The following is an 18820-nucleotide window of genomic DNA, read 5'->3' as shown; positions in this document are numbered from 1 at the left end:
CCGCCCCGGGACCGTCCACACAGATTGCGTGTCCGGTGCTCCCTGCCGAGCGACCAGTGAACACTACGCCGGATCCGCCCCAGGCGCAAACACCTGCCCGCCTCCTCCGGAGCCACCGTCGCCGGCCCCACCGCGGAGACGCCGACGGCCGGCCCGGAAGTTGCCTTCCGAACCGGCCGTCGCGCAGAACAAGCAGAGCAGAGCCGTCAGCCCTGACGCCCCATCTCCTCCGCGATCGCGGCGGCGAAGGCGTCGATGTCGGCCTCGGTGGTGTCGAAGGCGGCCATCCAGCGGACCTCGCCGGTGTGCTCGTCCCAGAAGTAGAAGCGGTAGTGCTTCTGGAGGCGCTCGCTGACCTCGCGCGGGAGCAGCGCGAAGACGGCGTTGGCCTGGACGGGGCGGACGACGGTGACGCCGGGGATCTCGCGGACGGCGGCTTCCAGGCGGAGCGCCATCGCGTTGGCGTGGCCGGCGTTGCGGAGCCAGAGGTCGCCGGTGAGGAGGGCCTCGAACTGGACCGAGACGAAGCGCATCTTCGACGCGAGCTGCATCGACATCTTGCGCAGGTACTTGAGGTCGCGGACCTTCTCGGGGTTGAGGACGACCACGACCTCGCCGAGCAGCAGGCCGTTCTTGGTGCCGCCGAAGGAGAGCACGTCGACGCCGGCGTCGGTGGTGAACTCGCGGAACGGGACGCCGAGGGAGGCGGCGGCGTTGGCGAGCCGGGAGCCGTCCATGTGGACGAGCATGCCGCGTTCGTGGGCGTGCTCGCAGATCGCGCGGACCTCGTCGACCGTGTAGAGGGTGCCGAGTTCGGTGGACTGCGTGATGGAGACGGCGAGCGGCTGGGCGCGGTGCTCGTCGCCCCAGCCCCAGGCCTGCTGGTCGATCAGCTCGGGGGTGAGCTTGCCGTCGGGGGTGGGGACGGTGTGGATCTTGATGCCGGCGATCTTCTCCGGCGCGCCGCACTCGTCGACGTTGATGTGCGCGCTGGCGGCGGCGATCACCGCGCCCCAGCGCGGCAGCAGGGCCTGGAGCGCGACCACGTTGGCGCCGGTGCCGTTGAAGACGGGGAACGCCTCGGCCCGGTCACCGAAGTGGCGGCGGAAGACGGTCTGCAGGTGCTCGGTGTACTGGTCCTCGCCATAGGCGACCTGGTGGCCGTCGTTGGCCAGGGCTATCGCGGCGAGGATCTCGGGGTGGACGCCGGCGTAGTTGTCGCTGGCGAAGCCGCGCACGGCGGGGTCGTGGTGCCGCACCGCGTCGGTCGGGCCGAACGGGGTGGTCATCGGGCTGTCAGCCACAGGTGCTGTCCATTCAGTTCTGCTGCGGGGCGGTCCCAGAGGCTCGCCATGTTTGCGGCCAGGTCGGCGGTGTCGGTGAAGCCGGCGAACTTGGCGTCCGGCTTCTCGGCACGCATCTCAGGGCTGACCAAGGCCTTGATGACCAGGATGGCAGCTGCGGCGGTGGGGGTTCCGTCCTCGGCGGTGGTCTCCTTCACGAAGGAGTGCGCCATGGCCAGGGTCCAGGCCTCGGTGGCGGCCTTGGCGGCGGCGTACGCGGCGCCTCCGCCGGTGGGCTTGTGCGCGGCGGCGGCCGAGACCATGGCGTAGCGGCCGGCGGGGCTGCGCAGCAGGGCGGGCTGGAACGCCAGCGAGGTGTGCTGGAGGGTGCGCACGACGGTGTCGTGCAGGAAGTCCCAGTCGTCTATCCGGGTCTCGAAGAAGCTCTTGCTGCCGCGCCAGCCGCCGACCAGGTGGATCAGGCCGTCGACGTGGCCGTGCTCGGCTTCGAGGTGGTCGGCCCAGTCGTGGACCTCCTGCGGGTCGAGCAGGTCGATGACCTGCCCGGTGACCTTTGCTCCGGGGACGGCGGTGCGGATGCCGTCGATGGCCTTGTCGAGGCGCTGCTGGTCGATGTCGGCGCCGATCACGGTGGCACCGTCAGCCGCGAGCCGGCGCAGCGTGGCCTGGCCGGCGGGGCCGCTGGCTCCGGCGACGGCGATGACCTTGCCGGCCAGCGGGCGGCCGTTGTCGGTGCTGGGTGCGGTGGTCACGCGGCGATCTCCTCGACGTCGGCGCTGGTGATGCCCTTGGTGTCGGCGATGACCCGGCTGAGCTTCTTGGCCAGGGCCTCGTAGAACATGCTGAGCGGGAACTCGTCGGGGTGGACGGCGTCGCACAGCGCCTTGCGCAGTGCCTTGTCGTCGCCGAGGTCGAGCGGGAGCGCCTCGGGGCCCTTGGCCCAGGTGGAGGCGGGGTGCGGGGTGAGGTACTTGGAGACCAGCTGGTAGGCCGCGATCCAGTGGGCGGTCTTGGGGCGGTCGATGCCCTCGCGGTAGAGGGTCTCGATCTCGGCGCAGAGCTGGTTCGTGACGTCGGCGACGCGCGACCAGTCGATGGTGAGGCGGTTGTCGCGCCAGCGCAGCGCGTCGTGCTTGTGCAGGTAGGCGAAGAGCAGCTGGCCGCCCATGCCGTCGTAGTTGCGGACGCGGTCGCCGGTGACCGGGAAGCGGAACATCCGGTCGAACAGGACGGCGTACTGGACGTCGCGGCCCTGGGTGTAGCCCTCGGCCTCCAGCTTGACCGACTCCTTGAAGGTGTTCAGGTCGCAGCGGAGCTCTTCGAGGCCGTACATCCAGAACGGGCTGCGCTGCTTGATCATGAACGGATCGAAGGGCAGGTCGCCGTGGCTGTGGGTGCGGTCGTGGACCAGGTCCCACAGGACGAAGGTCTGCTGGGTGCGGTCCTGGTCCTGCAGCAGGCTCTCGGCGTCGGCCGGGATCTCGAGGCCGAGCTGGCGGACGGCGCTGGTGGAGACGGTGCGGAAGCGGGCGGCCTCGCGGTCGCAGAAGATGCCGCCCCAGGTGAAGCGCGACGGCGCCTCGCGAACGGCCACCGTCTCGGGGAACAGCACCGCGGAGTTGGTGTCGTAGCCGGCGGTGAAGTCGTCGAAGGTGATGCCGAGGTAGCCGGGGTTGTCGAAGCGGGTGCGCTCCAGTTCGGCGATCCACTCGGGCCAGACGACCTTCAGCAGGACGGCTTCCAGGTTCCGGTCCGGGTTGCCGTTCTGGGTGTACATCGGGAAGACCACCAGGTGACCGATCCCGTCGACACGGTGCTCCTCGGGGCGGAACGCCAGCAGCGAGTCCAGGAAGTCGGGCTCCCGGTAGCCGGTGTCGGCCCACTTGCCGAGGTCGGCCCGGACGGCGGCGAGGTACTCGGCGTCGTGCGGGAAGTACGGCGCGAGCTCGGCGACGGCGGCCTGCACGGTCTCGACCAGCGGGTCGACGGTGGGGCGCGGCACGGCGGCGAGGTCGATCGAGCCGTCCTTGGACTGCAGGGGCCGGAGGGCCTCGACAGCGTCCTTGAGGCGCAGCCAGGCCGGGTGCGCGGCGAGGTCGGCGGTGGGGGCGTCACCCGCAGCCGCGAGAGTCGGCGAAAGATTCTGCATCTCAGGCTCACTTCGACAGGAGTTATTTCGACAAGACCACGTTAAACGCGAAAGGTCTTCCGGCTCAAGAGCAAGTTGACGGCGGACACTCCGGTTCGTAGCGCGATCGGCTCCGCTCCCTGACGTGATGGATGAAACGGACAGATCCGGCGTCGCTTCCGGTACGCCCGACCCTGCCCCTCCCCCGAACGGACCGCCACCGGGGACCACCAGTCCGTCACCACGGCCCGCGGCGGGAGCCGCTCGCACGCCCGGCACGGGCCCGGCCGAGCCTCGGTGCGCCCCCGTTCACGCCCTGCTGCGCCCGGTCGGGGTCGGTGATCGTGGGGTGGGCGCACATCCGGCCGGAGGGGGACGCGATGCACGGTCCGGCGCTGGTGAACTGGCTGCTGGCCGCGTTGGCCACGGGAAGCGGCGGCTACTGCGGGTGGCGGGTGCGGCAAGGACGGAAGGACGCGTCCTGCGGGGGCGACCGGCCGGCCCGCCGGGAGTCGGACCTGCTGGAGGCCGCGATGGGTTTGGGCATGGCCGGGATGGCACTGCTGCCGGGCGTGGCCTGGGGCTGGCCGTACGCACTGCTGGCCGCGGCACTGCTGGTGGGCGCGCTGGCCGGACGCGGGGCGGGGCTGCGGGCGCACCGGCTGCACCACGGGATCGGCGCGCTGGCGATGGCGTACATGGCGCTGGCGATGACGGCCGGCGCACCGGGCGGGCACGCCGGCCACCACGGGGAGCCGGCCGGGCTGCCGATGGTGACGGGGCTGCTGCTGGTGTACTTCGGCGGGTACGCGCTGTGGGAGGGCAGCCGGGTGATCGCGGCGGACGGTGCGATGGTGGCGGCGCCGCTGCCGCGGGCCTGCCGGGCCGCGATGGGGATCGGGATGTTCGCGATGCTGCTGACCATGTGAAGCACCGCCATTTTTGGCTCCGCCCCGAGTGGCTGACGGGGCGTCCGAAACCCTGTGGCGACGTGGTGTTGGTCACTGGAGGCTCCCGGCCGTTCCCCGTGGGCGTGAGGCGGCATAGGTTGGGGGGCAGGCGCACCGCCGCGCCTCGAAATCCCGCCTCGGGGAGCCCCTGCCATGACGGCACTGCTGAGCCTGCTCCTGCTCGGACTGCTGCTCGCCACCGTGGCGCCGAGCCGCCTGGCCCGGGCCCGCTGGCCCGAGCGAGAACCGGTGCTGGCCCTGCTGGTGTGGCAGATGCTGGTGGTCGCGGTGCTGTTGTGCTGTGGGCTGAGCCTGCTGCTGGCGAGTGCGGCCGCTCTTCCGGCCTGGCGGGACGTGGTCTTCTCGGGCGCCCCGGACGGGGTGGTGGAGGCGTACGGCCTGGCGGGCCGCGAGGGTTGGGGTCGGCTGTCGGCGGCGGTGCTGGCGGCGGGCGGGGTGTGGACGGCGCTGTCGCTGGCCCGGGAGATCCGTTCGGCGCGCGCGGAGCGCGGCCACCGTCACACCCAACTGGCGCGGCGGGCGCCGGAGTTGCCGGCCTCGCTGCTGCCGCGCCGGCGGGCGGCCAAGGAGCCGCTGGTGGTGCTGGAGAACGTCCGGCCGCAGGCCTGGTCGCTGCCCGGACCGCGGGCCCGGCTGGTGGTGACCACGGGGGCGTTGCAGCAGCTGTCGGACCGGGAACTGGCGGCAGTGCTGAGCCACGAGCGGGGCCATGTCCGGGCCCGGCACCACTGGTTGGCGCAGTGCGCGCAGGCGCTGGCGACGGGCTTTCCGGGGGTGGGGGTGTTCTCCGAGTTCCGCGACCAGGTGGCGGTGCTGGCGGAACTGGCGGCGGACGACCGGGCCGCCCGCCGGCACGGGCGGGTGACCACCGCGCTGGCGCTGGCGGAGCTGAACAGTGAGGTGTTCGCGTCCTGCCCGCCGCGGCAGCTGGCGCAGTCCCCCGCCCGGGTGGACCGGCTGCTGCTGGGCGAGCCCCGGCTCCCGCGCCGGGCCCGGCTGGGCTGGACGCTGGCGGCGCTGGCCGCTCCGGTGGCGGCGGCGCTGATCGCGGCCGCACCGGGGCTGTCGACGCTGCTCTGAGCGTCCGTCGCCCCGCCGGCCCGCCGGCCTTACTGGCCTTACTGGCCTTACTGGCCTTACTGGCCGAGCGTCTCGGCGAGGATCCGGCGGTGCACGGGGCGGGCCTTGCGGTAGCGCTCGCGGCCCTCGTCGGTGAGCGTGATGAAGATGCCGCGGCGGTCGTCCGCGCACATCGAGCGCTGCACCAGGCCGGACTTCTCCATCCGGGCGACCAGCCGGGAGAACGCGCTCTGGCTGAGGTGCACGCTGCCGGACAGCACCTGGGCGCGCGAGCCCGCCAGGTGCTCCTCCTGCTCGAACTCCCAGAGGCGCTCCAGCAGTTCGAACTCACTGACGCCGATTCCGAAGGCCTCGCCGAGCTCACGGTCTATCGCGCAGGACGTGGCCGCATGGCTGGCCAGCACGGCGCGCCACTTCTCGGCCAGCGCCGTCTCCGCCGCAGGGTCACGATCCGGATCTAGGTCGGTCACGCCGCCACGTTAGCACATGCGTACGCATGTGTTGCAGCCGCATTAAATGCATTTGCATCCCATGCACATGCATGTAGCGTACGGTGCCATGACCGACACGCGATGGACCCCACGCCTCTGGGGCGCCCTGGTGGTGCTCTGCGCCGCCATGTTCCTGGACGCCCTCGACGTCTCGATGGTGGGCGTCGCCCTGCCCTCGATCGGCACCGACCTGCACCTCTCCGACTCCGCCCTGCAGTGGGTGGTGAGCGGCTACGTCCTGGGCTACGGCGGTCTGCTGCTGCTCGGCGGCCGCGCTGCCGACCTGCTCGGCCGCCGCCGGGTGTTCCTGATAGCCCTGGCCGTGTTCGCCGGCGCCTCGCTGCTCGGCGGCCTGGTCGACAGCGGCCCGCTGCTGATCGGCGCCCGCTTCCTGAAGGGCGTCAGCGCCGCGTTCACCGCCCCGGCCGGCCTCTCCATCATCACCACCACGTTCGCCGAGGGCCCGGCCCGCAACCGCGCGCTGTCCATCTACACCACCTGCTCCGCCGCCGGCTTCTCGCTCGGTCTGGTGATCAGCGGGCTGCTGACGTCGGCCGGCTGGCGGCTGACGTTCCTGATGCCCGTCCCGATCGCGCTGATCGCCCTGCTCGCCGGCATCAAGCTGCTGCCCCGGCAGCACGGCGAGCAGCGCAGCTCCGGCGGCTACGACATAGCGGGCGCGATCACCGGCACCGCCGCCGTGCTGCTGCTGGTCTTCACGGTCACCGAGGCGCAGGGCGCGGGCTGGCTGTCGCTGCGCACGATCGGCTCGCTGCTGCTGGTGGCGGCGCTGGCCGCGGCCTTCCTGCTGATCGAGTCGCGCACCGCGCACCCGCTGGTGCGGCTGGGCATCTTCCGCAGCGTGGGCGTCCGCCGGGCGAATCTGACGGCGCTGACGCTGATGGGCTCCTACGCGGGCTTCCAGTTCGTGGCCACGCTGTACCTGCAGCGGCTGCTCGACTGGTCGGCCCTGGAGACGGCGCTCGGCCTGCTGCCCGGCGGCACGATCGTCGCCCTCTCGGCCGGCTCGGTCAGCCGCCTGCTGGACAGGTTCGGCCCGGAGCGGGTGCTCCCGGTCGGCGTCGCCTCGATGGCCCTCGGCTACGCGCTCTTCCTGCGGCTGGACGAGCACAGCTCGTTCCTCGGCCTGGTGCTGCCGAGCATGCTGCTGATCGGCGCGGGCTTCGCGCTCGGCTTCCCGTCCATCAATGTGGCCGCCACCAACGGCGTGGCGGACGACGAACAGGGCCTCGCCTCGGGCCTGGTGAACACCGCGCTCCAGGTGGGCGGCGCGATCGTGCTGGCCGTCACCACCGCGGTACTCACCGCGGGCACCGGCAGCGGCACCGACGCGCACGCCCAACTCGCGGGGTACCGGCCCGCCCTGCTGCTGGTGACGGGCACCACCACGCTCGGCCTGCTGATCGCGCTCACGGGCGCCGTACGCCGCAACGGCCGCAAGACCGCCGCCGCCGTGCCGGGCTCCGTGCCGGACTACCGGTACCGGCCGCTGGAGCAGGAGGTGCTGTCGGAGCGCTGAGCGTCATCCACCGAGATGTCGGAGCCGGCTCCACCAAACCCCCGTATTGGTGGAGCCGGAGCGCCGCCGGTTCCGAGGCCCACCGGGCAATCCGGACGGCGGCGCAGTCACCATGGCAGCTTGCCGGGCGCCGGTCAATCCGCTCGACCGCGCCGATACCGAACTGCGGCCCGGACTCCCGCGCGAGGCGCGGACACTGACGCTCCGTCAGCCACCCGAGCCCGCCGGGCACCGCGAACCCCTGCCGTCACTGGCTCTTGAGGATGCCCTGGAGCAGGTCGAGGGTCTGCTGCGGGGTCAGACTGTCCACGCAGAGCCGCTCCATGACCTGCACGTACTCGTCCACGTCGTCGCGCTTGTCCAGGTACAGGGCGCTGGTGAGCTGCTCCAGGTAGACCACGTCCGGCAGGTCCTGCTCGGGGAAGCGCAGCACCGAGAAGGCGCCGCTCTCACCGGCGTGCGCGCCGAACCGGAAGGGCATCACCTGGAGCACCACGCTGGGGAGTTCGGCCAACTCCACCAGGTGCTCCAGCTGGGCGCGCATCACCTCGGGGCCGCCGACCGGGCGGCGCAGTGCGGCCTCGTCGATGACGGCCCACAGCTTGGGCCCGCGGCCCTCGGTGAGCAGCTTCTGCCGCCGGGCGCGCAGCGCGACCCGGCGTTCGATCTCGTCGTCGGCGAGCACGGGCCGGTTCTGCGCGAAGATCGCCCGGGCGTACTCGTCGCACTGGAGCAGGCCGGGAATGAACTGCACCTCGTAGGTGCGGATCAGCGCGGCGGCCTCCTCCAACCCCATGTAGGTCTGGAACCAGTTCGGCAGCACATCGTTGTAACTGTGCCACCAGCCGGACTTGTTGGCCTCGCGGACCAGGGCGAGCAGGGTCTCCCGCTCGGCGCCGCCGCCCAGGCCGTAGAGGCTGAGCAGGTCGGCGACGTCACGCTCCTTGAAGGAGACCCGGCCGAGTTCCATCCGACTGATCTTGGACTCCGAGGCGCGGATCGCGTAGCCGGCGTCCTCCCGGCTGATCGCGCAGCCCTCACGGAGCCGACGGAGCTGGGAGCCGAGGAGGATGCGGCGCACCATCGAGCCCCCACCGGGCTGCACTGTGGTCATCTGACCAAACCTCCATTGGGAAAGACCAGTTGCACAGTCTGCCATCACTTGGACGCACTGAGTGCCGGTAGTGGTGCGCAGGGCTACCGCTTCTGACACGCAGACACCATCTTGCACGTGCATCCGGTGCATGCATATGCCAATCGCACGACTGCACGTGAATCGACTCTTGCATCTGCCGTAAGCACAGAGGAGCATGGTGCACGTGCACTTGCACGCCCTTGGCAACCCCGCGGGCTCCGCGTCGACAGCTAGCGCGATTCCGCACACCCGTCCCGGCAACGCCCGTGCGTCGCTGGGTACTTGCGTGTGCGCGCAGTGGTCGGACGCGGCGGCAGAGCGGCCGAGCGAGTCGGAGGTGACCGGCATGACCCCGATGGGTCCCGCCGTGTCCGCCCCCTTATGGGAGGAGCTCTTCATGAGCACCGGTACCGCCCTGGCAACCGACCCGCATGTGGTCAGCTGCACGCTCGCTCCCCGGTTCGAAGCCGTGCGCACCGCGCGGGAGTTCGCCCGGATCACCCTCGACACCTGGGGCCTCGGCGAGCTCTTCGACGATGTGGCCCTGGTGGCTTCCGAGTTGGTGACCAACGCGCTCCGGCACGCACTCGGCCAGCGCGAGCCGTCCCGCGTCCCGGCCCAGACCACTCCGCAACTGGCCGTCGGCTCACTGCCGATCCGGATCAGCCTGGTGCACCGGGCCCCGCAGGTGGTGTGCGCGGTGAGCGACCCGTCCAGCTCCGGCCCGATCGCCCGCGAGGCCGACTTCGTGGCGGAGTCCGGTCGCGGCCTGCACCTGGTCGACTCCTTCTCCCACTCCTGGGGCTGGCACCCGCTGGCGGGCGCGGGCAAGGTCGTGTGGGCGCTGTTCGACGCCCCCGCGCCGGCGCTCGCCGCCGAACCCCCGTTGCCGAACCTCGGCCGTCACCGCCGCTCCGCCTGACGCCCCGCACCCCTTCTTCTCCGGCCGAACCGGCCGCCACCTTCCCGACTTGGGCCATCCGGCCCGTCCGGTCCAAAAAAACATTGAAGGCCGTCGCGGGATCTCCCACGACGGCCCGTCTGTGCGGCCACCGACACACCGTCAGGGCTAGTTGCCCAGGTGGTCGAACTCCCCGTCCTTCACGCCGAGCAGCATCGCGTCGATCTCCGCCCGGGTGTAGACCAGCGCCGGCCCGTCGGGGAAGCGCGAGTTGCGCATCGCGACGTCGCCGTTCGGCAGCGCGGCGAACTCGACGCAGTTGCCCTTCGAGTTGCTGTAGCCGCTCTTCTGCCAGACCACGCCCTCGAGGTCCGTCGCCGCCATGCCGTTGTACGCCTCACCCATTGTTTTCTCCCCAGACCCTGGCGAATGCCTCACTTGACGTGATGATAGCTCGGCTGCACGTGCATCAGCATGGGAAATTTCCCGTGCAGAAGAACGTGCCAATGCCGTCACCAACCCTTCACGGCCGGACAATTGACGGTGCGTAAGCGGACACAGCAGGGCGAATCGCCAACTTCGCCATGACCGTCCGCACACAGCCGTCAGCGCGTTGTCGATCACCCACCACCCGCCCCGCGCCTCACAGCCAGTCACAACTGCCGCTGTGATGACCGTCACTTCCTGGCGGAAAGCCGCCCACTCCCGGTATCCGGCTGCAAGGCACGCTGGGCAATGTCCTACGATTCGGCGCATGAGCACCGCAGCCATCCCGGGCGCGCCACTGCCCGTCCGTACGCCAGGCTCCCGTGCGCGGGGGCGCCACCGCCGTCCCGAGCGCCCCGAGATCATGGCCGGTTCGCCTGCCCTGGTGCTGGCGGTTCCGGCCGTCGCCGGGCCGGAGACCCGTCCGGTCGTCGAGGAGCTGCTGTCCGTCGTGCGCGGCGACCAGCCGGGCATCGAGGTGACGGCCGCTTACCTGGGCGGCGAGGACGCCCAGACGGTGGCCGATCTGCTGAACGCGGCCGCCGAGGCCGGCCAGCCGGCACCGGTGGTGGTGCCGCTGGTTCCGGGGCCGCACGAGTTCCTGCCGGAGCTGCACAAGTCGGCCGCCGAGACCGGCGCCCAGGTGCTGGACCCGCTGGGCCCGCACCCGCTGCTGGCCGAGGCCGTGCACGTGCGCCTGTCCGAGGCGGACCTGGCCCGCGCCGACCGCGCCCGCCTGTTCGCGATCGCCACCGCCGCCGACGGCGTGGTGCTGACCACCACCGGTGGCGAGGAGGCCGCGTCCGCGGCCGGCATCACCGGTGTGCTGCTGGCCGCCCGGCTCGCCGTGCCCGTGGTCGCGGCCGCGCTGGACGTGCCCGGTTCGGTCGCCGCGGCCGTCGAGCACCTGAAGTCGACCGGCTGCGGGCGCCCCGCGCTGGCCCCGCTGGTGATCGGCCCGGAGGCCGACCCGGAGCTGCTGGCCGCGGCCGCCGAGGAGACCGGCTGCCCGAGCGCCGCCCCGATCGGTGCCTACCCGACGGTGGCTCAGCTGATCGCCTCCAGCTACCTGGCGGCGCTCCCCGAGCCCACCGCGGAGCAGTTGGAGGCCGCCGAGGCCGCCGCCGAGCAGCGCACCACGCCGGGGGCGCACGCGGCGCGCTGACGCGCCGTCCGAGGACCGCGACGGGCGGGAGCAGCGCATCGACGCGTTCCCGCCCGTCGCGCTTTTGCCCTGCGCGCGGGCATCAAGCCTGCCGCAGGCAGTCGCGCTCTGCCGTGCCCACGGCCCTCAGCCGGTGACGCGCCCCGTTCGCGGCGCGCCGTCGGTGAACTTCAGCACGGGCAGCTCCACCTGCCGGGGCGGCGTGGGCGCGGCGGCGGGGCTGGTGGCGGCGTTCCACGGTCCGGCGGCGAGTCCGGGGCCGGCTTTGCCGAGCGCGAGCGTCTCCGACTGTCCGGCCTTGCGGAACAGGATCTGCTTGGGCGCGGGCGCGTCCGGGTCGAGCCACAGTTCGGGGCCGTCGCCGAACTCGCAGTCCAGCACCGCGATGTCGTCGGGCTTCCCGTCCCCGGTGGCCCGGAACGCCACCCCGGCCTTGCGGTAGCCGGTCAGCCGGCTGCGGCTCAGGGTGACGAGTTCGCCGTCGAGTTGGTGTTTGAGGGTGGCCACCGCGTAGTCGGACTTCCCGGCGGCGTCGATCAGCAGCCCGTCGAACACCGTGCCCTTGTCGCGCCCGAGCGCGTGGACGGCGATCCCGCCGGCGGCGTTGCCGTACAGCACCGAGGCGCGGTAGGCGAAGTCGTTCAGGTAGGCGCCGTGCTCGATGCCCCAGCCGCCGTTGTGGTAGGCGGCGAACCGGCTGACGGTGTGCGGGTGTTCGGAGTTCTGCCAGACGAAGATGCCGTTCTCCAGGTTGTTGTGCGCCAGGCAGTTCTCGAACGTCCACACCCCCTCGCTGGTCTCCGGCCACTCGTACCCGGACGCCCCGGTCGCGCCCTGCACGCCGACGGCCACGCAGTCCTTCGCCGAGGAGCCGGTGCCCGCGCCGAGGCTGAAGCCGGTCAGCCGGTAGCCGCGCGGATTCGGTTCGAACACCGTCCTGGAGGCGACGCACCCCTCGTACGCGATGTCGTCGGACGGGCCCTGCGGGGTGCGGGTGTCGATCGGGCCGTCCCACCAGTACGCGTCCTCCCAGGTGTTGTGGGAGATGCAGCCGCGGAACGTGATGCCGTGACTGTTGTGCGGCACGAACGCGTGGCTTCCGGCGTCGCGCACCACCACGCCCTCGACCACCGTGCCGCGCGAGGTGTCCAGCAGCATGTGGAAGTGCAACCCGTACCGCCCGAGCACCGGCTCGCTCACGGGCTGCCCGTTCCAACTCTCCTTCCCCACCGCCCGCGGCCCGACGCGCCGCAGCACCGCATGCCGCACATCGGCCGGCCGGCTGGACGTCAGGTGGACGTGCGCCCGCCCCTGCTCGGTGCCCTCGACCCGCACGTTACGCGTCAGGTTGAGCACCTCCGCCCCGAACACCGCCCCACCACCGAGACTCACCCGCGGGTGCGCGTGCTGCAACGGCGCGGCCAGCGTGACGCTCGGGCCGTCCACCCGCTGAACCGTCACCAGGTCGTACGCATCGGAGAACCCCTCGGCATCGGGCGGCGCGGTCGGCGTGACGGCGAGCTCGTCACCCACCTGCCAACCCTCCGGCGCCACCGCCAGCTTCAGTACGGTGTCCCCCGCCTTCAGCTCGGTCGCGGCCCGCACCCACGCCGTCCGGGGCGCACCGTCCAGCCGCAGGTAACCGCGGCCGGTGACCCACAGGCCGGTGTCGGTGTCGACGACGGTCATGCCGCCGCCCTGGAACCGCCGTTCGTCGATGTCGGGAAAGCGCAAGGTATGGGTGTGCGCCGCATCGGGCGCGAGCGCCAGCACCCCGCGGACCTCGACGTTGCCCGCACTCTCCAACGTCACCGACCGGTCCCCGGCGAACACCAGCGACCCACCCGTGTCGATCAGCAGCGACCCGACCTTGGCATCACCGTCCAGCACCACCTTGTCGGTGATCCGCACGGCACTCCCCGCCCCGGGCACCTTCCCGCCCCACCCCTCGGCATCCGACCACCGCCGCCCGCCCTCGCCCACCGCCCCCGCCGCCGGCTCCGCCCCGGCCAACGACTGCCGCAGCACCACTCCCCCACCGACCGCCGCCACCGTCCCGACCGCCAGCCAGGCCAACACCCGCCGCCGCCCCGACAACGGCCGCTGCTGCCGCGCGTTCTCCCACTGCTCCACGATGGCCGCCTCCCGAAACGTGCAGGGACTCCGAATCGTCGCGGGCAGCATAGATGGCTGTCACAACGGAAATCGGCGACTTCCGAAACAGCTAAGCATTCTGACGTAGCATCACCCATCAGTTCGGCAGAAATGGGCGATGGCCGCAATTCCACGACCTGTCAGCAAAGGGTCTTCAGCTCCCGGGACAAGATGGACAGAACGCCCATAACTCCCCATCCGGTCGGTCACAAACACTAGCCAAGGCGAATATTCGCCCGGCAGGCCACATAACCACCCAAAACGGGCACAAGATCGCCAATTTCCTGACGGAAGCCCAGGTTTGGCCGCTCGCCGTGGAGTTCGCCCAAAATTCCTTGATCGAATTTTTCGGACCCGGTGACGGCCGTCACAGGAATTTGCTAATCGTCCTTAATTCCGCTTAATGTCCTGCCCACGTTCGTGGACACACGGACCCAGCTCGCCCGGAACGCCGAATCCTGCCGCCGGGTGGGCCGGCTCATGCAATGACGCACCGCGGCAGGGGCGGGGGAACCAGGTAAGTCGCCCTGGGGCGGTCCTGACGGACCGGTCCGGGGCTTGGGGTGAAGCCGTGCGCGCCGAAAGGTGTGCGCGGCCGGGCAACTCCAGCCCGAATCCGACAGCTCACCTCGCAGGCGTGGGAGAGGAACGCTTCTTCATGCTGCCCATCAGCGCCAAGCGCGCCCGCCGTCTGATTGCCACCACTGGTGTTGTGGGCATCGGCCTCACGGTCCCCGGCCTGGCCGCGGGTACCGCCTCCGCCGCTTCGGTGGCCACCTGGGACAAGGTCGCGCAGTGCGAGTCCAGTGGCAACTGGTCGATCAACACCGGTAACGGTTTCTACGGCGGCCTGCAGTTCACCGCCTCCACCTGGGCCGCCTTCGGCGGTACCGCGTTCGCCCCGCGCGCCGACCTGGCCACCAAGGACCAGCAGATCGCCGTCGCCGAGAAGGTGCTGGCCTCCCAGGGCCCCGGCGCCTGGCCGGTGTGCTCGGTCCAGGCCGGTCTGACCAAGGGCGGCGCCGCCCCGCAGGTCGACACCTCCACGGGCTCCACCACCACCGCCAAGCCGCAGGCCCAGGCCCCGGCCCAGCCGCAGGCGCCGAAGCAGGCCCAGCAGCCGGCCCCGCAGCAGCGCCAGAGCCAGGCCCAGAGCCGCCCGCAGGCTCAGCCGCAGGCCGACACCCAGGCCTCCGGCAGCTACACCGTCGTGGCGGGCGACTGGCTGTCCGCCATCGCCCAGCGTCAGAACGTCGAGGGCGGCTGGGAGAAGCTGTACGAGCTGAACCGCTCCGTCCTCACCGAGGGCGCGGACATGATCTACCCCGGTCAGAAGCTGGCGCTCGGCAACGTCGCGGTCGCCCAGGCCCCGGCCAAGCAGTCGGCGCCCGCCAAGCAGTCCGCCCCGGCCAAGCCGAGCACCCCCGCGCCGGCCCAGCCGAGCACCCCCGCCAAGCCCGCCGCCACCACCACGACCGCCACCACGACCGCCACCGCCGCCGTCAAGGCGACCGGCTCCAAGGCCGCGGCGATCGACTTCGCGCTGTCGAAGGTCGGCCAGCCGTACATCTACGGCGGCACCGGCAACGGCGGCTGGGACTGCTCGGGCCTGACCCAGGCCGCGTTCCGCCAGGCCGGCATCAGCCTGCCGCGCGTGGCCGCGGACCAGGCCGACTACTCGACCCGGGTCTCGCTGAACAGCCTGCAGCCGGGCGACCTGCTGTTCTGGTCGAACAACGGCTCCAACTCGGGCGTCTACCACGTGGCGATCTACATCGGCGACGGCAAGTACGTCGAGGCCGCCAACCCGAAGTCCGGCGTGAAGACCGAGACCATCGCCAACTGGGCGCCGGACTTCGCCGGTCGGGTCTGAACCGCCTGACACCACACGCACCGCGCACACCACGCGCACGCGCACGCGCATGAGGTGACCGCACCGCGGACACCGCTGCCCTCGGGGACCCTGGTCGGCTCCGGGGGCAGCGGCCTATCCTCGGCCGAGACCGAAGGCCGAACGCCGAACGCCGAACGCCGAACGCCGAAGGCCGAACGCCGAAGGCCGAACGCCGAACGCCGAACGCCGAACGCCGAAGACCGGAAGCAGTCCCGAGCCCCTGGAGCGGTGCGATGGCGAAGGTGACGATCACGCTGGACGCGGACCTCGCGCTGGAGGCGATGATGCGCCTCGGAGTGAGCAGCCCGCAGGACGCGGTGGAGCTGCTGGTGCGCGACTACCTGTCCACCGGCCGTCGCACCCAGGCCCGCACCGGCGGCAGCCGGGACGGCGAGCGCTTCACCGGCCCGGCCCCGGCCGTCGAAGAGGGCTGAACGCAGCGGCCGAAGCGAGCCCAACACCCGTCACTGTCAAGGAACTTACCGTCTAGTAAGTTCGCGGCGGAGTCCCTACCCTGGGCGAACCCCACCCCACCCAAGGGAGTTCGCTGATGGCACACCCCCTCGCCCGTGCCGCCCGCGCCGAGCACCTGCGCGACCGCGCGCCCGTCGAAGTCCTGCACTCCGACGGGCGGGTGGTCGAGGCCCGCACCCCGCACCTCGTCCCGCCGCCGGACTCCGGCAGCCTCGCCGACCTGCCGTTCCGCAACGCCGCCGAAGCCCCGGCCGCCGAGGTGCTCACCAGACGTCAACCCGCAGGCGGCTGGCAGCATGTGACGGCACGTCAGTTCGCCGACGAGGTGGCGGCGACCGCCCGCGGGCTGATCGCCGTGGGGGTGCGCCCGGGCGGGCGGATCGTGCTGATGTCGCGCACCCGCTACGAGTGGACGCTGCTGGACTTCGCGGCCTGGGCGGCCGGCGCGTCCCTGGTGCCGGTGTACCCGACTTCCTCGGTCGAGCAGGCCGAGTGGATCGTCCGGGACTCCGGCGCGGCCCTGGCGGTCGCGGAGGACGCCGACACCGCCGAGGTGTTGACCACGGCGATCGCCCGCACCGGCGGCACGGTGCCGCTCTGGCGGTTGGACGAGAACGCCGTCGAGGCCCTCGGTGAGCTCGGAAAGGCGGTGCCCGCCGGGGAGTTGGAGAAGCGGCGGGCGGCTCTCGGCCCGGACAGCGAGGCCACCCTGATCTACACCTCCGGCACCACCGGTCGCCCCAAGGGCTGCCTGCTCACCCACGCCAACTTCCTCACCGAGGCGGCGAATTGCCACGCCCTGCTGGAGCCGGTGTTCACCGCGGCGACCGGGGAGACGCCGTCCACCCTGCTGTTCCTGCCGCTGGCGCACGTGTTGGGCCGGATGATCCAGGTGACGTGCGTGTTCGGCCGGATCCGGTTCGGTCACAGCCCGTCCCTGAAGCCCGCCGAACTCCGGCCCGACCTGGCCGAGTTCGGCGCCACCTTCCTGGTCGGCGTGCCCTACCTGTTCGAGAAGATCCACCAGTTGGGCCGGGCCGAGGCGCAGGCGAAGGGCGCGGTGCGGGTCTTCGACCGGGCGGCCGAGGTCGCGAAGCGCTACGCCCGCGCCGAACTGGCCGCGCTGGACGGCGGGGGCGACCGCGCCCCGCTGTCGCTGCGGCTGGCGCACGGCCTGTACGACGCCCTGGTGTACCGCCGGGTGCGGCAGGCGATGGGCGGCCGGATCCGGTACGCGATCAGCGGCGGCTCCTCGATCGACCCGGAGCTGCTGCTGTTCTTCGCCGGCGCGGGCGTGCTGGTGTACGAGGGCTACGGGCTGACCGAGACCACCGGCCCGTCCACCGTGAACCCGCCGCTGCGTCCGCGCCCGGGCACCGTCGGGCCGCCGGTGCCGGGCAGCGCGGTGCGGATCGCCGAGGACGGCGAGGTGTTCCTGAGCGGGCCCCAAATCTTCGACGGCTACTACGAGTTGGGCGCACCAATACCCGAACGGGAACACTGGTTCGCCACCGGCGACCTGGGCCGGCTCGACGAGGACGGCTACCTGACCATCACCGGCCGCAAGAAGGAGATCCTGGTGACCTCCGGCGGCAAGAACGTGTCCCCCGGCCCGCTGGAGGACCGCCTGCGCGCCCACCCGCTGATCAGCCAGGCCCTGGTGGTCGGCAACGACCGCCCGTACGTGGGCGCGCTGCTCACCCTGGACCCGGAGGCAGTGGAGCACTTCCTGCAGCAGCGCCCGCCGGCCACCACGAAAGCCCAGGACGTGACCAGCGCCGTCCCCGTTCACCCCGCCGTCCTGGCCGCGCTCGCCGAGGCGGTGCAGGCCGTCAACTCGACCGTCTCGCGCGCCGAGTCGATCCGCCGGGTGCGCGTGGTCGGCGGCGACTTCACCGAGGAACGCGGCCTGCTCACCCCGTCCCTGAAGGTCCGCCGGCAGGCCGTCAGCACCGCCTACCGCCGCGACATCGAGCAGCTCTACAGCTGAACGCGCCTGCGGCCCCCGCTCCGCCGAGGAGCGAGGGCCGCAAATGCCTTGAAACACCGATCAGTTGCGCGGACCCGACCCGGTCGAGCCCCGCATCACCAGCTCCGGCTGGAACATGAACTCCGAGCGCTGCGCCGGGTTCCCGCCGACCTCCTCCAGCAGGGCGTCGACCGCGGCGGTGGCCATCGCCTCGACCGGCTGGCGCACGGTGGTCAGCGGCGGTTCGGTGAACGCTATCAACGGCGAGTCGTCGAACCCGACCACCGAGACGTCCTGCGGCACCGACAGGCCCCGCCGGCGCACCGCGCGGATCGCGCCGAGCGCCATCATGTCCGAGCCGCAGACGATCGCCGTGCAGCCCTTGTCGAGCAGTGCCTGGGCGGCGGCGTGCCCGCCCTCGACGCTGAACAGGGTGTGGTGGATCAGCTCCCCGGCCTCTTCGGCGGTGCGCCCGGTGAGCTGCTGGAGCGCGGCGGTGAAGCCCTCGATCTTGCGCAGCACGGGGACGAACCGCTTCTGACCGACTGCCAGCCCGATCCGTTCGTGGCCGAGTTCGACGAGGTGCTGGACGGCCATCCACATCGCGGCCCGGTCGTCCGGGGAGATGAACGGTGCGGCGATCTTCTCGCTGTAGCCGTTGATCAGCACGAACGGGACCTGGCGGCCGGAGAGTTTGGCGTACCGGTCGTGGTCGGCGGTGGTGTCGGCGTGCAGTCCGGAGACGAACACGATGCCGGCCACGCCGCGTTCCACCAGCATCTCGACGAGTTCGTCCTCGGTGGAGCCGCCCGGGGTCTGGGTGCACAGCACCGGCGTGAAGCCGTGCCGGCTGAGCACCTGTTCGATGACCTGGGCGAGCGCGGGGAAGATCGGGTTGCTGAGCTCGGGGGTGATCAGGCCGATCAGCCCGGCGCTGCGCTGGCGCAGCCGGGTGGGCCGTTCGTAGCCGAGCACGTCCAGCGCGGCCAGTACGGTCTGCCTGGTGGTCGCGGAGACGCCCGCCTTACCGTTGAGTACGCGGCTGACGGTGGCTTCGCTGACCCCCGCCTGCGCCGCGATGTCGGAGAGTCGCGCTGTAGTCACGAGCCCAGAGCCTATTGCAACCAC

17 protein-coding genes and 1 riboswitch are annotated in these 18820 nt (G+C 71.7%); of the genes, 8 read left to right on the top strand and 9 right to left on the bottom strand.

The genetic code is table 11. The features are described 5' to 3' along the window. Positions 1-206: 206 nt before the first annotated feature. The 3 genes from ACGFWJ_RS35600 to ACGFWJ_RS35590 are packed head-to-tail and all read right to left on the bottom strand — an operon-like array spanning position 207 to position 3453. The gene (locus ACGFWJ_RS35600; RefSeq protein ID WP_387645944.1) at positions 207-1289 is read right to left on the bottom strand and encodes a threonine aldolase family protein; all 1083 of its coding nucleotides are present in this window, start codon (positions 1287-1289) and stop codon (positions 207-209) included. After that, positions 1286-2056: an SDR family NAD(P)-dependent oxidoreductase gene (locus tag ACGFWJ_RS35595; protein WP_387645033.1), complete on the bottom strand. Its 771-nt coding sequence runs from the start codon at positions 2054-2056 to the stop codon at positions 1286-1288. Before ACGFWJ_RS35595 ends, ACGFWJ_RS35600 begins: the two co-directional genes overlap by 4 nt. Beyond that, positions 2053-3453, bottom strand: coding sequence for a DUF6421 family protein (locus ACGFWJ_RS35590; RefSeq protein WP_392956851.1), 1401 nt, complete (start codon positions 3451-3453; stop codon positions 2053-2055). Before ACGFWJ_RS35590 ends, ACGFWJ_RS35595 begins: the two co-directional genes overlap by 4 nt. Before the next feature lie 359 nt (positions 3454-3812). Between ACGFWJ_RS35590 and ACGFWJ_RS35585 the strand changes: the two genes are divergently transcribed. Together ACGFWJ_RS35585 and ACGFWJ_RS35580 are read left to right on the top strand one after the other, a co-directional pair. Beyond that, complete coding sequence (locus ACGFWJ_RS35585; protein ID WP_392956850.1) at positions 3813-4361, top strand: DUF5134 domain-containing protein; 549 nt, start codon at positions 3813-3815, stop codon at positions 4359-4361. Between the two features lie 174 nt (positions 4362-4535). After that, on the top strand, positions 4536-5483 hold the full coding sequence (locus ACGFWJ_RS35580) for a M56 family metallopeptidase (protein ID WP_387645040.1): 948 nt from the start codon (positions 4536-4538) through the stop codon (positions 5481-5483). 56 nt (positions 5484-5539) lie between these two features. Here ACGFWJ_RS35580 and ACGFWJ_RS35575 read toward each other — a convergent pair whose 3' ends face one another. Further along, on the bottom strand, positions 5540-5953 hold the full coding sequence (locus tag ACGFWJ_RS35575) for a MarR family winged helix-turn-helix transcriptional regulator (protein ID WP_392956848.1): 414 nt from the start codon (positions 5951-5953) through the stop codon (positions 5540-5542). A gap of 88 nt (positions 5954-6041) precedes the next feature. Here ACGFWJ_RS35575 and ACGFWJ_RS35570 point away from each other — a divergent pair, with 88 nt between their 5' ends. Beyond that, positions 6042-7514 (top strand): MFS transporter, encoded by a 1473-nt coding sequence (locus ACGFWJ_RS35570; protein ID WP_392956847.1) that lies wholly within the window; start codon positions 6042-6044, stop codon positions 7512-7514. A 247-nt stretch (positions 7515-7761) separates the two neighbouring features. On the opposite strand, the gene ACGFWJ_RS35565 is transcribed toward ACGFWJ_RS35570, so the two are convergent. Beyond that, positions 7762-8628: a helix-turn-helix domain-containing protein gene (locus tag ACGFWJ_RS35565; protein WP_387645049.1), complete on the bottom strand. Its 867-nt coding sequence runs from the start codon at positions 8626-8628 to the stop codon at positions 7762-7764. A 418-nt stretch (positions 8629-9046) separates the two neighbouring features. Between ACGFWJ_RS35565 and ACGFWJ_RS35560 the strand changes: the two genes are divergently transcribed. Continuing rightward, positions 9047-9571 carry an ATP-binding protein gene (locus ACGFWJ_RS35560; RefSeq protein WP_387645051.1) on the top strand — a complete coding sequence of 175 codons (525 nt, stop codon included), beginning with the start codon at positions 9047-9049 and terminating at the stop codon, positions 9569-9571. A gap of 147 nt (positions 9572-9718) precedes the next feature. On the opposite strand, the gene ACGFWJ_RS35555 is transcribed toward ACGFWJ_RS35560, so the two are convergent. Further along, positions 9719-9955 carry a DUF397 domain-containing protein gene (locus ACGFWJ_RS35555; RefSeq protein ID WP_387645053.1) on the bottom strand — a complete coding sequence of 79 codons (237 nt, stop codon included), beginning with the start codon at positions 9953-9955 and terminating at the stop codon, positions 9719-9721. Positions 9956-10304: 349 nt separating this feature from the next. Between ACGFWJ_RS35555 and ACGFWJ_RS35550 the strand changes: the two genes are divergently transcribed. Continuing rightward, positions 10305-11201, top strand: coding sequence for a hypothetical protein (locus ACGFWJ_RS35550; protein WP_387645056.1), 897 nt, complete (start codon positions 10305-10307; stop codon positions 11199-11201). A gap of 126 nt (positions 11202-11327) precedes the next feature. On the opposite strand, the gene ACGFWJ_RS35545 is transcribed toward ACGFWJ_RS35550, so the two are convergent. Together ACGFWJ_RS35545 and ACGFWJ_RS35540 are read right to left on the bottom strand one after the other, a co-directional pair. Continuing rightward, a complete protein-coding gene (locus tag ACGFWJ_RS35545; protein WP_392956845.1) occupies positions 11328-13334 on the bottom strand; it encodes a hypothetical protein in 2007 nt (668 codons plus the stop codon). 236 nt (positions 13335-13570) lie between these two features. Then, positions 13571-13726: a hypothetical protein gene (locus tag ACGFWJ_RS35540; protein ID WP_392956844.1), complete on the bottom strand. Its 156-nt coding sequence runs from the start codon at positions 13724-13726 to the stop codon at positions 13571-13573. A 105-nt stretch (positions 13727-13831) separates the two neighbouring features. Then, positions 13832-14008, top strand: a riboswitch (cyclic di-AMP (ydaO/yuaA leader). 5 nt (positions 14009-14013) lie between these two features. Here ACGFWJ_RS35540 and ACGFWJ_RS35535 point away from each other — a divergent pair. From ACGFWJ_RS35535 to ACGFWJ_RS35525, 3 genes are all read left to right on the top strand, one after another. Continuing rightward, positions 14014-15228, top strand: a complete 1215-nt coding sequence (locus ACGFWJ_RS35535; RefSeq protein WP_392956842.1) for a transglycosylase family protein — start codon at positions 14014-14016, stop codon at positions 15226-15228. Positions 15229-15482: 254 nt separating this feature from the next. Next, the gene (locus ACGFWJ_RS35530; protein WP_392956841.1) at positions 15483-15683 is read left to right on the top strand and encodes a hypothetical protein; all 201 of its coding nucleotides are present in this window, start codon (positions 15483-15485) and stop codon (positions 15681-15683) included. A 116-nt stretch (positions 15684-15799) separates the two neighbouring features. Beyond that, positions 15800-17713, top strand: coding sequence for an AMP-dependent synthetase/ligase (locus tag ACGFWJ_RS35525; protein ID WP_392956840.1), 1914 nt, complete (start codon positions 15800-15802; stop codon positions 17711-17713). A 60-nt stretch (positions 17714-17773) separates the two neighbouring features. On the opposite strand, the gene ACGFWJ_RS35520 is transcribed toward ACGFWJ_RS35525, so the two are convergent. Next, a complete protein-coding gene (locus ACGFWJ_RS35520; RefSeq protein WP_387645074.1) occupies positions 17774-18796 on the bottom strand; it encodes a LacI family DNA-binding transcriptional regulator in 1023 nt (340 codons plus the stop codon). Positions 18797-18820 lie beyond the last annotated feature (24 nt).

The organism is Kitasatospora sp. NPDC048407 (assembly GCF_043200475.1).
Classification (GTDB): Bacteria; Actinomycetota; Actinomycetes; order Streptomycetales; family Streptomycetaceae; genus Kitasatospora.
The sequence above is the reverse complement of the archived record's forward strand: the minus strand, read 5'-3'. Positions and strand labels throughout refer to the sequence as shown.

What these genes read in the sequence shown, in the direction of transcription:
- ACGFWJ_RS35570 (WP_392956847.1), top strand. Translation starts at nt 6,042, where the DNA reads ATGACCGACACGCGATGGACCCCACGCCTCTGGGGCGCCCTGGTGGTG.
- ACGFWJ_RS35590 (WP_392956851.1), bottom strand. Translation starts at nt 3,453, where the DNA reads ATGCAGAATCTTTCGCCGACTCTCGCGGCTGCGGGTGACGCCCCCACC.
- ACGFWJ_RS35535 (WP_392956842.1), top strand. Translation starts at nt 14,014, where the DNA reads ATGCTGCCCATCAGCGCCAAGCGCGCCCGCCGTCTGATTGCCACCACT.
- ACGFWJ_RS35530 (WP_392956841.1), top strand. Translation starts at nt 15,483, where the DNA reads ATGGCGAAGGTGACGATCACGCTGGACGCGGACCTCGCGCTGGAGGCG.
- ACGFWJ_RS35600 (WP_387645944.1), bottom strand. Translation starts at nt 1,289, where the DNA reads ATGACCACCCCGTTCGGCCCGACCGACGCGGTGCGGCACCACGACCCC.
- ACGFWJ_RS35550 (WP_387645056.1), top strand. Translation starts at nt 10,305, where the DNA reads ATGAGCACCGCAGCCATCCCGGGCGCGCCACTGCCCGTCCGTACGCCA.
- ACGFWJ_RS35555 (WP_387645053.1), bottom strand. Translation starts at nt 9,955, where the DNA reads ATGGGTGAGGCGTACAACGGCATGGCGGCGACGGACCTCGAGGGCGTG.
- ACGFWJ_RS35580 (WP_387645040.1), top strand. Translation starts at nt 4,536, where the DNA reads ATGACGGCACTGCTGAGCCTGCTCCTGCTCGGACTGCTGCTCGCCACC.
- ACGFWJ_RS35585 (WP_392956850.1), top strand. Translation starts at nt 3,813, where the DNA reads ATGCACGGTCCGGCGCTGGTGAACTGGCTGCTGGCCGCGTTGGCCACG.
- ACGFWJ_RS35525 (WP_392956840.1), top strand. Translation starts at nt 15,800, where the DNA reads ATGGCACACCCCCTCGCCCGTGCCGCCCGCGCCGAGCACCTGCGCGAC.
- ACGFWJ_RS35565 (WP_387645049.1), bottom strand. Translation starts at nt 8,628, where the DNA reads ATGACCACAGTGCAGCCCGGTGGGGGCTCGATGGTGCGCCGCATCCTC.
- ACGFWJ_RS35560 (WP_387645051.1), top strand. Translation starts at nt 9,047, where the DNA reads ATGAGCACCGGTACCGCCCTGGCAACCGACCCGCATGTGGTCAGCTGC.